Origin of the sequence: Albibacillus kandeliae, from assembly GCF_003116585.1 — a bacterium.
Classification (GTDB): domain Bacteria; phylum Pseudomonadota; class Alphaproteobacteria; order Rhodobacterales; family Rhodobacteraceae; genus Albibacillus; species Albibacillus kandeliae.
This window is the reverse complement of sequence record NZ_QEHM01000008.1, coordinates 301593-314734: the sequence shown is the minus strand read 5'-3', so window position 1 is coordinate 314734 and position 13142 is coordinate 301593. Positions and strand designations below refer to the sequence as shown.

The window sequence follows — 13142 nt, the reverse complement described above, 5'->3', positions numbered from 1 at the left end:
CTAGGCCACGCGGACCGCATGGTCCGCGTTCGGCCGGGCGGCAAAGGCGTCCACCATCTGTTCCAGCCGCACGCGGCTCTTGATCAGGTTGCGTCGCACCCGGGGGTCGACGGCGGCGTCGCGGGTGCTGAGGCCGTAGATCGGCACGCCGGGCTGCATCGCTTCGATCACGTTCAGCAGGTTGGTGCCCCCGGTCTGGATCCCGTCCCAGTCGATCAGGACGAGGTCGAAGGGGTTCTGCCGCGCGTACCACGCGGCATCGGCCATCGTGACCGCGTGGGTGACGACCGCGCGGCGGTCGAAGGCCATGCGCAGCACCTCGGCAAAGTCGCGGTCATGCTCGACGTGCAGCACCATCGGGCGGCGGGTTCCGTCGCCGATGCGCTCGATCTCGCGCTCGGCCCTTGTCGTCGGGGCGATCTCGGGCAGGCGTACCCAGAAGGTGCAACCGCCTGCGTTGTGGTTCTCGAAGCCGATCTCGCCGCCCATGCGTTCGACGATCTGGCGGGTGATGTTCAGGCCGAGGCCGGTGCCGCCCTTGGCGCGGGTCGAGGAATCGTCGGCCTGCGAGAAAGGCATGAAGATTTTCTCGCGGAACTCAGGGGCGATGCCGGGGCCGCAGTCGGTGACCGAAATCGTCACGTGCCCCTCGGAGACACCGCAGCTGAGCATCACGGTGCTGCCATCGGGCGAGAACTTGGCCGCGTTCGACATCAGGTTGGACATAACCTGCTGGAAGCGTTCCACATCGACCCGCACCCATGCCTCGCGCGGGGCTTCGGACAGGGCAAAGGTCACCCCGTGCTCTCGGCCGAACGGCTGGTTGGTGACTTCGGCCTGTTCCAGCAGGGTCCAGATCGGGGCCTCGGCGAGGTGAAAGCGCGACTGGCCGGAGGAGATCTTCTCCATGTCGAGGATGTCGTTCACCAGCAGGGTCAGGCGGTCGCAGTTCTTGACCGCGATGGACAGCAGACGCTCGGTCCGCGACGGGTCGGCATCGGCCATGGTGCCGCCGATCATGCCGAGCGCGCCCTTGATCGAGGTCAGGGGCGTGCGCAATTCGTGGCTGACGGTGGCGACGAAGTTCGACTTGATGTGCTGGACCTCGCGCTGTTCGCTCACGTCCTGAAACTGGGCAACGAAGCGGGCCTGATCCTCTGCCCCGCCGGTCTCGACATGCGAGAGGTGGATCTGCGCCCAGGTGTTGCGGGTTTCCCCGGGGCCGCGCCGCAGGCGGCGTTCGATCTGGAGCAGTGAGATGCTGCGCTGTTGCAGGCGGGCACAGTCTGCCGGGGGCAGTTCGGGCTCTCCCTCGGCCACGAGGTCCTCGAGCGCGCGCCCCATCAGTTCGGCCCGGTCCCGGCCCAGCAGCTTGGCCAGCGCCCCATTGCAGTGAACCAGACGGAAGTCGCCATCGAGCAGGGCCATCGCGGCGGGCGCGAGGTCGATCATGGCGGCGAATTCGCCCGGGCGTGCGGCGGGGGCGCGCGGCGTGACGGTTAGGGCGATCCCGGTGACGCGCTGGTCCGCGTCGCGGATCGGGAGGTACTGGCCCAGGGCGGCGTGACGGCGGCCATCAGGGGTGCACAGCACGCCCTGCCGGTTCTGCGGCTCGCCCCCGGCCAACTGCGCCCAGGGGGCAGGGCCGCTGACCTCGAAGATCGCGTCCTTGCCCCAGAGAGCGCTGAACCCCGGCGTTGTTGTTCGCACCTGACCCGTCAGGTCGAGCCAGAGAATCGGCTGGTGTCGCTCCATCGCCCGAAGCGCGTCCCCGGGGTTGAAATCGGGGCGGTCCGTCTGTGTCGTCATGCCTTGTTCGGCCCCCTCTGCTGTTGTGCGAAGGGACACTGCTCTTGAAGTGTCCATTGGGCTGATCCCTCTCTGGGGAGCTTTGCCGAGAGTATCGTTAGCGGGCGGAGGTAAGAGTTCTGCAAAGAAAATGGGGAATCTTCGGGGATTTATCGGGTCCGAACGGTCCGATTGGGGCCCGATTGCTGCCGCATTGCGCCCTTTCGGCGTGGATGGAACGGGCGCGGCGCTCACGCGATTGTGGACCGGTTTTACCCGTGCGCCCGCTTTGCAGCCTTTGGAGCTAAGTACATTCGCGATAGGATCGGGGCGAGTTGACGGGGCAGAGACGCCCCCGGCCGTCCTTCAGCCAAGGGAACCGCATGACCATGGTTCTGATCAATCGCAGATCGCTCCTCGCCGCTGCTGGCGGGCTTGTCGTCACCGCCGCCTCCGGGTTGCGGGTGCCGGCCCGTGCCAAGGGTTTGGCGCCGACGCCGTCGATGCGGGGCGGGGCCAACAATTATCGTCCGGGCGCGCCGGTGGTCGAGCGGATCGGCGGCGGCGGCTTCTGGATGTCCGGGACCGTGCGCCGCGCGGGCGACGGGGCGCCGCTGCCCGGCCAGCGCATCCAGATCTGGGCGCATACGACCGAGGGCAGCGAGCGCGATGCGCGCAGCCACGGTGCGACGCTGACCGATGCCAATGGGGCGTTCCGGCTGGAGATGCCGCAGATCGTGCCGGCCTTCGGTCAGCCTCACGGCCATCTGGCCTATGACAGCGGCCAGTTCGAGACGGTGTTCCTGCGGCCCGTCATGCCGAGCGCGGGCGACAGGGCGCTGGAGGCGCATTTCGTGCTCCAGCCGGTCTGAACCGAATGCCATCAAACCAAGGGCGCCGGTTTCGCGCGGGCCTGGCTTGGGCCGTGCTGGCACTGGCGATGCTGGTGCCGGTCGCGGCGGCAACCCTGAGCCCGCTGCTGGCGTGGCGCGGTCCGATCTACATCCTTGCCGGATTCGCCGGGGTCGTGGCGATGAGCCTGCTGCTGGTCCAGCCGCTGCTGGCGGCGGGTGTCCTGCCGGGGCTGGAGGGGCGGCGCGGACGCAGGCTGCACCGCTGGGTGGGGGGCTCCATCGTCACTCTGGTCGTCCTGCATGTCGCGGCACTCTGGGTGACCAGCCCGCCCGACGTGATCGACGTGCTGCTCTTCACCTCGCCGACTCCCTTTTCGGTCTGGGGCGTGACGGCGATGTGGGCCCTGTTCCTTGTCGCAGCCCTTGCGCTGATCCGTCGCAAGGTGTGGGCGTGGCATGTCATTCACCGGGGGCTTGCCATCGTCGTGGTGGTGGGGAGCGTGATCCACGCGGTGCTGATCGTGGGCACGATGGAGCCTGTGACAAAGGCGATCCTGTGCCTGATGGTCGTCGCGGCGACGCTGGCGGTCACCGGGCTGGTCCGGATTCGTGCCCGGCGGAGGCCGGTTCGATGACGCGGCTTTGTTCCCGCCGCGGCCGGTTCCGCCTTGACTTTGCCCCCGTGCCCTAGAAGATCGGTCTGCGAAACAATGTTTCGCAGATTACGTGCGACGGGATGAAGGGGGAGCTTTGATCCCGGTCGCATTCAGGGAGGAAAAAGAATGAAACCAACTGAATTCGTGACGATTCTCGCGGGAGTTGCGCTGCTGGCTGCCGGACCGGTGGCGGCCCAGAGCACCACCGCGGAGCTGCCGAAACAGCTGTCCTGGACCGCCTACGATACCGGTTCGGCTGGCTATAACCAGGCTGTCGCCATCGGCGCGGCCCTGCAGGACACAGTGGGTGTGAACCTGCGCGTGCTGCCCGGCAAGAACGACGTGTCGCGGACGGAACCGCTGCGGCAGGGCAAGGTGCAGTTCTCGGCCACCGGCGTCGGCGGCAGCTTCATGGCGCAGGAAGGCGCCTTTGAATTCGGCGCGGAGAACTGGGGACCCCAGCCGATCCGCGTGCTGCTGGCCAACAACGGCGGGGCCATCAACCTTGCGGTCGGCGTCGCGGGCGATCTCGACATCAAGGAATTCTCGGACCTGAAGGGCAAGCGCGTGGCCTATATCGTCGGCGCACCGGCGCTGAACGTGAATACCGCCGCCTACCTCGCCTATGGCGGTCTGACCTGGGACGACGTGGAGCGCGTGGAATTCGGCGGCTTCGGCGCATCGTGGAAGGGCCTGATCGAGAACCAGGTGGACGCGGCCTTTGCCTCGACCAACTCGGGCATGGCCTACGAGGCGGCGTCGAGCCCGCGCGGCCTGTTCTGGCCGCCGATCGATCCGGACAACGCCGAGGGCCTCGCGCGGATGCAGGGCATCGCGCCCTTCTTCGTTCCGAACAAGGCCAAGGTGGGGGCCACCATCGACGGCACCGATGGCTATCAGGGCGCGGGCTATGCCTATCCGGTTCTGGTGGCGACGGATGCGACCGACACCGACCTGACCTACAACATGACCAAGGCGATGGTCGAACTCTTCGAAGCCTATAACGGCAAGGCGCCGGGCATCGGCGGCTGGGCGCTGGACAAGCAGGACATGACCTGGGTCGTGCCCTACCACGAGGGCGCCATCCGCTACTTCAAAGAGGCCGGGATCTGGTCCGAGGAAGCGCAGACCCACAACGACAACCTGATCGCGCGTCAGGCCGCCCTCAAGGCCGCCTGGGACGAGCTGAAGGCCGAGAACCCGGAGAACTGGGACGAAGCCTGGTCGTCCAAGCGCCGCGCCGCGCTGGAAGCCGGCGGATTCAGCGTCGTTTTCTAAGCCCGACAGGGTAGCAGCGCGCTCCGCGACCGAGCGGGGCGCGTGACCGTCCGGCCTTGGGCCGGACCAATCATAATTCCATTCAGGGGAGGTGGCGCAGTGAGCCAGCAGCAGTTCGAAGCCGCGGCGGCGGACGGGTCATCGGTGACCGAACAAATCGGCGGGGCGCAGCGCATCGCCGTCATCGCGGCCACGCTATTCGGTCTTGCGCTGGTGGTGCACCAGCTGTTCAATCTGCGGGTCGGTGGCCTTGTGCTGATCGACGGGCGCTACCTGGCCCTGCTGGGCGGGCTGTTCCTGGGGGTCTCGTTCCTGACCTTCCGCATCAACGGGTCCAAGGACGGCGTGCCGTCGCTGCTGGACTGGGTGCTGGCGCTGGCCGCGCTGGTGGTGACGGGCTACCTCGTGGCCACGGCACAGCGGAACCTGTCAGAGGGCTGGGAATACGCGGCCCCCGATCTGGCGCGCTACTTTGCCTATGCGTTCTTTGCGCTGACGCTGGAGGCGACGCGGCGGGCAGGGGGGCTGGTGCTGTTCCTGATCGTCGCGCTCTTTGCCTTCTACCCGACTTTCGCCTCGCACGTGCCGGACCCGTTCTCGGGGTTCCAGAGCAGCCTGAGCGATACCATCGCCTATCACGTCTATTCCTCGGAGGCGTCCTTTGGCATCCCGATGAAGGCCTTCGGGGGCGTGGTGATCGGCTTCATCCTGTTCGGCGCGGTGCTGCAACGTACCGGCGGCGGGCAGTTCTTCAACGATCTCGCGCTTGCGCTGGTGGGCGGCTACCGCGGCGGCGCGGCAAAGGTGTCGATCTTTGCCTCGGGCTTCATGGGCTCGATGTCGGGCTCGGTGATCTCCAACGTGCTGACCACCGGCGCCGTTTCTATCCCGGCGATGAAGCGCACCGGCTTCTCGGCCCGCACTGCGGCCGCGACAGAGGCCTGTGCGTCGACCGGGGGCGTTCTGATGCCGCCGATCATGGGGGCCACGGCCTTCGTCATGGCTTCGTTCCTGTCGCGGCCCTATATCGAGATTGCGCTGGCGGCGGCGATCCCGTCGCTGCTGTTCTACTTCGGCCTCTTCGCCCAGATCGACAGCTACTCGGCCCGGCGCGGGCTGAGGGGGCTGGCGCGGGTCGACCTGCCGAGCCTCAAGGCCACCATCCGCGACGGCTGGCTCTACGTCGGGGTCTTCGCCGTGCTGATCTTCATGCTGGTGGTGCTGCGGCGCGAGACCTCCGCGCCTTTCGTTGCCACCGCGCTGCTGCTGGTGGTGAACCAGATCCTGCCGTCGCACCGGCTGACCCTGCGCCGGCTTGGCGACATGATCGTGGGCGTGGGGCAGGGGCTGGCCGAACTGGTCGCCATCCTGTTGGGCGTCGGGCTGATCGTCGGTTCGTTCTCGGCCACCGGGCTGGCTGGGACGCTGGTGAACGAGCTGGTGTTCCTTGCCGGGGACAACACCTTTGTCCTGCTGCTGATGGGGGCGCTGACGGCCTTTATCTTCGGGATGGGGATGACGGTCACGGCCTGCTACATCTTCCTTGCCGTGGTGCTGGCGCCGGCGCTGGAACAGGGCGGGCTGAACCAGCTCGCGGTGCACCTCTTCATCCTCTACTGGGGCATGGTCAGCTTCATCACGCCGCCGGTGGCCCTGGGGGCGTTCGCCGCCGCGACCATGGCGGGCGAGAACGCGATCAAGACCGGTTTCGAGGCGATGCGGCTGGGCGGGGTCATCTACATCGCGCCCTTCTTCTTCGTGCTGAACCCGGCCCTCATCGGGCAGGCCCCGGCGGGGGAGGTGGTGGTTGCGCTGATCTCGGCCCTTACCGGGGTGGCACTGATCAGCATGGCCCTGCAGGGTTATGTGAGCCTTGTCGGCCCGCTGCCCACGGGTCTCAAGGGGCTTGGCCTGCGGGTGCTGATGTTCTTTGGCGGGCTGTTCTTCGCCATGCCGCATTCGGGTGATCTCGGCGGGCTGAACTACATCGAGACGGCGGCGGTCGGGCTGGCCCTCGCGGCCCTGCCGCTGGGCGTGGCCTACGTGGCGGGGCGCCGGGAGGCCGGGGCTGCCTGACGGCATCGGGCGCGGGTTTGTTCAAAGCCTGCGCCGACTTGCAGATCGAAGTTCAACCGGGGACGTGGGGCGCGCGCTTCACGTCCTCGTCGTTTCGAGGACTTGGTGAGAACGGGTTGCGGCGGGAGTGGGAATGCAGTTCATGGCGGTATCCGATGGCTGAGATTCGGTTAGTTGACCGACCCTCTGCGGCCAGGACACGGGCCACCCCGGACGGAACATCTTTCCTCACTCTCGAGTGCAGCCGCCGGGCGGGGCACACGAAACTCCTTGAAAAAGGAATAATGTTTGATATCCATCATTATGGGCGCGGGAGACTCATCGGGCGCTCGTTTGGGAGGATATCATGAAATCATTGAAAATCGCGCTTGGCGCGACCGTCCTGCTTGCTGTCCCGGCCATGGCGATGGCGCAGGAAGTGACGCTTCGCCTGTCGCATTGGATCCCCGCCGGGATCGCCCCCGCTGCAAAGGGCATCGAGCCCTGGGCCAAGGACATCGAGGCCGCTTCGGACGGCCGCATCGCCATCCAGATTTTCCCGGCGCAGCAGCTGGGCAAGGCGCCTGACCACTACGACATGGCCAAGCAGGGCATCGTCGACCTGGCATGGGTGAACCCCGGCTATACCGCCGGCCGCTTCCCGATCTACGCGCTGACCGAAGTGCCGTTCATGGCCGATGACTCGGTCAAGGGCGCCAAGGCGATCCACGAGTGGTACATGCAGTACGGCGCCGAGCAGGAGATGGGCGACGTCAAGGTCTGCTTCATCCACCCGCACGCCCCGGGCACGCTGCACTCCAAGGTCAAGATCACCTCGCCCGAGGGGCTGAAGGGCAAGAACGTGCGTCCGGCACATGCCACCATGGCGCGTTTCGTCAGCCTGCTGGGCGGCGGACCGGTTCAGGTGCCCGCACCGGAAGTGCGCGAAGCGCTGTCGCGCGGCACTGCCGAGGCGGTGACCTTCCCCTGGGGCTCCATGTACGACTTCAAGCTGACCGACGAAGTGACCGAGCACCTCGACATGCCGTTCTACCTGTCGGCGCAGGTCATGATCATGAACAAGGACAGCTACGCAAAGCTGTCGGACGAGAACAAGGCCGTCATCGACGACCACTGCTCGCCCGAATGGTCCTCGAAAGTGGCGCAGGGCTGGTACGATGACGACATGGCCGCCCGCGACAAGCTGATCGCCGACCCGGAGCAGACGCTGAACGTTCCGACCGAGGACGAAGTCGCCGCGTGGCGTACCGCTGCCGAGCCGCTGCTCGACGAGTGGAAGGCCGCAGTGACCGCCAAGGGCGGTGACGCCGACGCGATCCTCGACGGCTACGTGAAGTCGCTGGAAGCCAACGACGCCCGCTACTGACACCTATCGGCCGCGCCGGGGCAGAGGCTCCGGCGCGGTCCCTGCCATTAGGGACACGCCATGTCCGGACCCGAACGCGACTCCCGCTCGCTCAGCGGTATCATCCTTTTCATCGAACGTATCGCCGGGATCGTCCTGGGCCTCGTCACGGTGCTGATCGTCATCTCGGCGGTCGGGCGGTACATCTTTGCCTCGCCGGTGCCTGACACCTTCGACGTCTCGCGCCTTGTGCTGGGCGTCGCGATCGCATGGGGGCTGGCCAGCCTCGGCTTTCACGGCACCCACATCAAGGTGGACCTGCTGGCGCACGCGCTGCCGCGCGGTGCCCGCAACGCGGTGAACTTCTTCGCATGGCTGGTGCTGCTGGGCTTTACCCTGCTGCTGGTCTGGAAGATCTGGGAACGGGTTCAGGCCGCGATGAGCGGCGGGGATGCCACGATGGAGCTGCGGCTGGCGCACTGGCCCTTCTTCCTTGGCATCTGGCTGGGGATCGTGGCCGCCGTCTTTACCACCATCGTACGGCTCTGGCTGATTGCACGCTCGGGGCGTGACCTTGGCGAATACGACGGAATCGACGAACACCTGCTGGAGGACATCAAGAAGTCATGAGCAACGAATTCGTCGCCGGTGCGGGCTTTGTCGCCCTGTTTGCCCTCATGCTGCTGCGCGTGCCGATCGGCGTGGCGATGGGGCTGGTCGGGATCTTTGGTTTTGGCGCCGTCGTGGGCACTGGCCCCGCGCTGAACCTGCTGGCGCAATCGCCGATCAGCACGATCACCGATTTCAACCTTACCCTGATCCCCTTCTTCGTCCTGATGGGCGTGCTGGCGACCAACTCGGGCATGTCGGCCGAGCTGTTCCGCGCCGGGCGCGCCTGGCTCGGCGGGCTGAAGGGCGGGCTTGGCCTCGCCTCGGTCGGGGCCTGCGCCGGTTTCGCCGCGATCTGCGGCAGCTCGGTCGCCACCGCGGCCACCATGACCAAGATCGCCTATCCCGAGATGAAGAAGGCGGGCTACTCCGACGAGGTCTCGACCGGGATCATCGCCGCGGGCGGCACCCTCGGGATCCTGATCCCGCCCTCGGTCGTGCTGGCGGTCTACGGCTTCATCACCGAGCAGGACATCGGCCTGCTGTTCGTCGCGGGCATCGTGCCCGGTATCCTTGCGGTGCTGATGTACATGGCCACCGTGCGCCTGTGGTACGGCGACAGCCTGCCGGCCGGTGACCGCTTCAGCCTGGTCGAAGCCTTCCGGTCGCTGCGCGGGGTCTGGGCCGTGGGCCTGCTGTTCATCGCCGTGATCATGTCGATCTACTTTGGCGTCGTGACGGCCACCGAGGCCGCCGCCGCCGGTGCGCTGCTGACGGCGATCATCGGCATGGTGCGGGGGCAGCTGAGCCTGTCGCGCCTGCTGGAGAGCCTTGTCGAGGCGCTGCGCACCTCGGTCGCGATCTACGTCGTGCTGATCGGGGCGACGCTGTTCGGCTATTTCCTTGCCATCACGCAGGTCCCGCAGGAGCTGACCCAGTTCCTCATCGACCTCGGGGCGGGGCGCTATGGCACGCTGCTGCTGATCCTGCTGATGTTCGTGATCATGGGCTGTTTCCTCGACGCCATGGCGATGGTCATCCTGATGGTGCCGATCGTCTTTCCGGTGATCACTGAGCTGGGCTTTGACCCGATCTGGTTCGGCGTCATCATCGTGATGACTGTGGAACTGGGCCTTATCACGCCGCCGGTCGGGATGAACGTCTTCGTGATCAACTCGATCACGCCGGGCGTGTCTCTGCCCGCCATCTTCCGCGGGGTGATGCCCTTCGTGGCGGTCGACGTGCTGCGCCTGCTGCTGCTGATCGCCTTCCCGGCCATCGTCCTGTTCCTGCCGTCGGGGATGCACTGACATGCCGGGCGTGATGCGCGACCTCGAGGAGCTGGTGGAACCGCCAGCCCTCACGGGCAGCGTATCCTATCGCCTGCGCCTGCTTCAGATCGCGGCCTACAAGAGCTTCGAGAAGGTGGTGAGCGGCTTTGGCACCGCGCCGCGTTATTACGGGATGCTGAAGCTGATCCAGGCCAATCCCGGCATCCACCAGATGCGGCTGGCCGAGGCGATATACCTCGACCGGTCGAGCCTGGTGCCGATCATCGAGGCGCTGTCGAACGAGGGCTGGCTGGAGCGCCGCCCCACCCGGCATGACCGGCGGGTGCGGCGGATCTACCTGACCGACCTCGGGGAGCGGCAACTGGCGCTGCTGGACGCCGAGGTGGAACGGCACGAGGCGATGGTGACCGAGGGCTTCGAGGCGGCCGAGATCCAGCGGCTGCTGGCCGATCTGGGCCGGATCGACGCCAACCTGCGGGGATTTCTTTCGGTTTCGAACGAGGGGGCATGACATGAACCTTGGCGGACTCGCCGATCTGGAACAGCTGGAGACACGGGGTTTCGACGCGGTGTTTCCGCTCAAGTCGCCCTGGGACATCCTGCGGACCTCTGCCGCGCGTCACTCGGAACGGGTGGCGATCCGGTACCTGAACGATGCGGCGGACCCGGCGCGTGACACGCTGGTAACTTACGGGGACCTGGCCGCGCAGGTGATGGCGGCGGCCCGGCTGTTCCGCGAACTTGGCGTGGTGCCGGGGCGGTCTGTCGCCCTGCTGACCCAGCATACGCCGTCGGCGCAGGTTGCCCTCTGGGGAGCGCAGGTGGCGGGGCATGCCTGCCCGGTCAACCCCATGCTTAAGCCCGACCACATCGCTGCGCTGCTGGAGGCGGCGGGGGCCGCGGCGGTGGTGATCACCGGCGTGAATGGCGAGATCGACTATTGGAGCGGGCTGGTGCCCGCGTTGCGGGCGGCGGGCGTGCGCCTGCCCATCCTGTCCTGCGACGCCGATGCCGACAGCCCGGGGGCGGACGGCAGCTTCGAGGCGATGATCGCGGCGCGTATGGAGGGGGCAGAGATCGTGCCCGAGGGCGACGCCCATGCGCTGGCGGCCTACTACCATACGGGCGGCACTACGGGCGCGCCCAAGCTGGTACAGCATTCGCGTCTGAACGAGGCGCATGTCGGGCAGTCCTGCGCGCTGATGCACGACCTTTCGCCCGAGGACGTGGTGGTCAACGGCTTTCCGCTGTTCCACGTCGCCGGTGCCTTTGTCTATGGTCTCTCGACCCTGTCGGCGGGCGGTACGCTGCTGGTCCCGGGGCGGTTGGGGATGCGCAATGTGGCCTTTGTCAAAACCATCTGGCAGCAGGTCGAGCGGCACCGGATCACGGTGATCGGTGCGGTGCCGACCGTGCTGGCGGGGCTGAACGGGGTGCCGGTTGACGCCGATATCTCGTCGCTGCGCTGGTTCCTGACCGGCGGTTCGCCCCTGCCGACTGAACTGGCGGAGGCGACCGAGCGCAAGACCGGCAAGGGCGTGCGCAACATCCTCGGGATGACGGAATGCGCGGGGGCCATCGCGGTCGAGCCGGTGCACGGGCCGCGCACGGCGCTGTCCTGCGGGTTGCGGATGCCCTTCTCGGAGGTGGCAATCCTAGGCGAGACCGATGGCGACGCCGATCCGGCCAAGGGTCTTGCCACGGGCGAGACCGGGATCATCGCCCTGCGCGGGCCGAATGTCTCGGCAGGCTACTCCGACCCGTCGCGCAATGCCGGGACCTTTCTGCCCGGCGGCTGGCTGGTGAGCGGGGATCTCGGCAAGCTGGACGCCGAGGGGCGGCTCTACGTCACGGGGCGCAAGAAGGACATCATCATTCGCGGGGCCCACAATATCGACCCGCAGATGATCGAGGACGCGCTGCTGGCGCATCCCGAGGTCGAGAATGCCGCCGCGGTGGGGATGCCCGACGCCTATGCGGGCGAACTGCCGGTGGCCTTTGTCACGCTGCGGGCCGGGTCGGTGCTGGACGGGCCAGCGCTGGTCGCGTTCCTGCGGGGACGGATCGACGACCCGGTGGCCCTGCCGAAACGGATCGGGATTGCCGAGACGCTGCCGCTGACGCCGGTCGGCAAGATTTTCAAGCCCACGCTGCGGCGCGAGGCCATCGGTTGGGCGATCCACGGCGCAGCCGAGGCTGTCGGGCTCGAGGCGGGCGCCGTCGCGGTGGACGTGGCCGAGAGCCTGGAGACCCGGGTGACCGTGCCGCCGGAGAAACTCGAAGACCTGAAAGGAGCGCTCGCAGGCATGCCGATCACGCTGACCATCGTCGCGGGGAAGCGGGCATGAGCCTGCCGCTGACCTACGAGACCCGCGGCGCCGTCGCGGTGATCACGCTGAACCGACCCGAGCGCCATAACGCGATGAGCCCGGAGGTGGTGTGCCGCCTTGCCGATGCCTTTGACCGGTTCGAGGCGGACCCGGAGATGCGCGTTGCGGTCCTGACCGGGGCCGGGACCGGGAGCTTTTGCTCAGGTGGTGACCTTGAGCTGACACTGCCGCTGCTCTCGGGCGCGCGGGCACCGGAAACCGAGTGGGACCACCGGTTGACAGCGGACCGCGAGGTGCTGTTCCGTTCGACCCTGAAGGGCGCGCAGGGCACCAAGCCGGTGATTGCCGCGATCAACGGGCACTGTCTGGCGGGCGGGTTCGAGCTGATGCTGGCGACCGATATCCGCATCGCGGCGGACCATGCCCGTTTCGGCCTGCCCGAGGCGCGTCATGCGCTGATCCCCTTTGCCGGGGCGCTGGTGCGGTTGCCGCGTCAGTTGCCGCATGCCGTCGCGATGGAACTGCTTCTGACCGGCGATCAGGTCGAGGCGGGGCGCCTTCTGGCGCTGGGTCTGCTGAACCGCGTGCTGCCGGGGGACGAGGTCATGCCCGCGGCGATGGCGATGGCCGAGCGCATTGCGGCCAATGGCCCGCTGGCGATTGCCGAGATCAAGCGCGCGACCGCCGAGTCCCTGGGGCGGCCGCTGGGCGAAGGTTTTGCCATCGAGACCGAGAGCATGGACCGCGTCATGGCCTCGGACGATGCACGCGAGGGGCCGCGCGCCTTCATGGAACGGCGGGCTCCGGTCTATACGGGGACCTGAACCGGGACCTCAACCGAGGGGCGCCCCATTTGCATCCCGACCCACGGGCGATATAGGGGTCCGGGGCATGCGTGCGCGCATGTCGGGCAG

At 67.3% G+C, this 13142-nt stretch carries 11 protein-coding genes; 10 read left to right on the top strand and 1 reads right to left on the bottom strand.

Features of this window, described 5'->3' with window-relative positions; genetic code table 11:
• Entirely contained in the window at nt 1–1809 is a 1809-nt protein-coding gene (locus tag DDT93_RS19320) for a hybrid sensor histidine kinase/response regulator (RefSeq protein WP_198654910.1), read from the bottom strand.
• 362 nt (nt 1810–2171) lie between these two features.
• Here DDT93_RS19320 and DDT93_RS19315 point away from each other — a divergent pair, with 362 nt between their 5' ends.
• The 10 genes from DDT93_RS19315 (at nt 2172) to DDT93_RS19270 (ending at nt 13052) form a co-directional block, all read left to right on the top strand.
• A complete protein-coding gene (locus DDT93_RS19315) occupies nt 2172–2660 on the top strand; it encodes a peptidase associated/transthyretin-like domain-containing protein (protein ID WP_109467513.1) in 489 nt (162 codons plus the stop codon).
• 5 nt (nt 2661–2665) lie between these two features.
• The gene (locus DDT93_RS19310; RefSeq protein WP_109467512.1) at nt 2666–3277 is read left to right on the top strand and encodes a ferric reductase-like transmembrane domain-containing protein; all 612 of its coding nucleotides are present in this window, start codon (nt 2666–2668) and stop codon (nt 3275–3277) included.
• 147 nt (nt 3278–3424) lie between these two features.
• Complete coding sequence (locus DDT93_RS19305; protein ID WP_109467511.1) at nt 3425–4576, top strand: TAXI family TRAP transporter solute-binding subunit; 1152 nt, start codon at nt 3425–3427, stop codon at nt 4574–4576.
• Between the two features lie 99 nt (nt 4577–4675).
• Nucleotides 4676–6652: a TRAP transporter permease gene (locus tag DDT93_RS19300; protein ID WP_232825507.1), complete on the top strand. Its 1977-nt coding sequence runs from the start codon at nt 4676–4678 to the stop codon at nt 6650–6652.
• 346 nt (nt 6653–6998) lie between these two features.
• Nucleotides 6999–8018: a TRAP transporter substrate-binding protein gene (locus DDT93_RS19295; protein WP_109467510.1), complete on the top strand. Its 1020-nt coding sequence runs from the start codon at nt 6999–7001 to the stop codon at nt 8016–8018.
• A 60-nt stretch (nt 8019–8078) separates the two neighbouring features.
• Nucleotides 8079–8627, top strand: coding sequence for a TRAP transporter small permease (locus DDT93_RS19290; RefSeq protein ID WP_109467509.1), 549 nt, complete (start codon nt 8079–8081; stop codon nt 8625–8627).
• On the top strand, nt 8624–9916 hold the full coding sequence (locus tag DDT93_RS19285; RefSeq protein ID WP_109467508.1) for a TRAP transporter large permease: 1293 nt from the start codon (nt 8624–8626) through the stop codon (nt 9914–9916). The genes DDT93_RS19290 and DDT93_RS19285 overlap by 4 nt, the downstream gene beginning before the upstream one ends.
• 1 nt (nt 9917) lies before the next feature.
• Nucleotides 9918–10409: a MarR family winged helix-turn-helix transcriptional regulator gene (locus tag DDT93_RS19280; protein WP_109467507.1), complete on the top strand. Its 492-nt coding sequence runs from the start codon at nt 9918–9920 to the stop codon at nt 10407–10409.
• Between the two features lies 1 nt (nt 10410).
• Nucleotides 10411–12246, top strand: a complete 1836-nt coding sequence (locus DDT93_RS19275) for an AMP-binding protein (RefSeq protein ID WP_109467506.1) — start codon at nt 10411–10413, stop codon at nt 12244–12246.
• Nucleotides 12243–13052 carry an enoyl-CoA hydratase/isomerase family protein gene (locus DDT93_RS19270; protein WP_109467505.1) on the top strand — a complete coding sequence of 270 codons (810 nt, stop codon included), beginning with the start codon at nt 12243–12245 and terminating at the stop codon, nt 13050–13052. The genes DDT93_RS19275 and DDT93_RS19270 overlap by 4 nt, the downstream gene beginning before the upstream one ends.
• The last annotated feature ends 90 nt before the right edge of the window (nt 13053–13142 follow it).

Coding starts and splice junctions, on each gene's coding strand:
- DDT93_RS19320 (WP_198654910.1), bottom strand. CDS start 1,809: ATGACGACACAGACGGACCGCCCCGATTTCAACCCCGGGGACGCGCTT.
- DDT93_RS19315 (WP_109467513.1), top strand. CDS start 2,172: ATGACCATGGTTCTGATCAATCGCAGATCGCTCCTCGCCGCTGCTGGC.
- DDT93_RS19310 (WP_109467512.1), top strand. CDS start 2,666: ATGCCATCAAACCAAGGGCGCCGGTTTCGCGCGGGCCTGGCTTGGGCC.
- DDT93_RS19305 (WP_109467511.1), top strand. CDS start 3,425: ATGAAACCAACTGAATTCGTGACGATTCTCGCGGGAGTTGCGCTGCTG.
- DDT93_RS19295 (WP_109467510.1), top strand. CDS start 6,999: ATGAAATCATTGAAAATCGCGCTTGGCGCGACCGTCCTGCTTGCTGTC.
- DDT93_RS19290 (WP_109467509.1), top strand. CDS start 8,079: ATGTCCGGACCCGAACGCGACTCCCGCTCGCTCAGCGGTATCATCCTT.
- DDT93_RS19285 (WP_109467508.1), top strand. CDS start 8,624: ATGAGCAACGAATTCGTCGCCGGTGCGGGCTTTGTCGCCCTGTTTGCC.
- DDT93_RS19280 (WP_109467507.1), top strand. CDS start 9,918: ATGCCGGGCGTGATGCGCGACCTCGAGGAGCTGGTGGAACCGCCAGCC.
- DDT93_RS19275 (WP_109467506.1), top strand. CDS start 10,411: ATGAACCTTGGCGGACTCGCCGATCTGGAACAGCTGGAGACACGGGGT.
- DDT93_RS19270 (WP_109467505.1), top strand. CDS start 12,243: ATGAGCCTGCCGCTGACCTACGAGACCCGCGGCGCCGTCGCGGTGATC.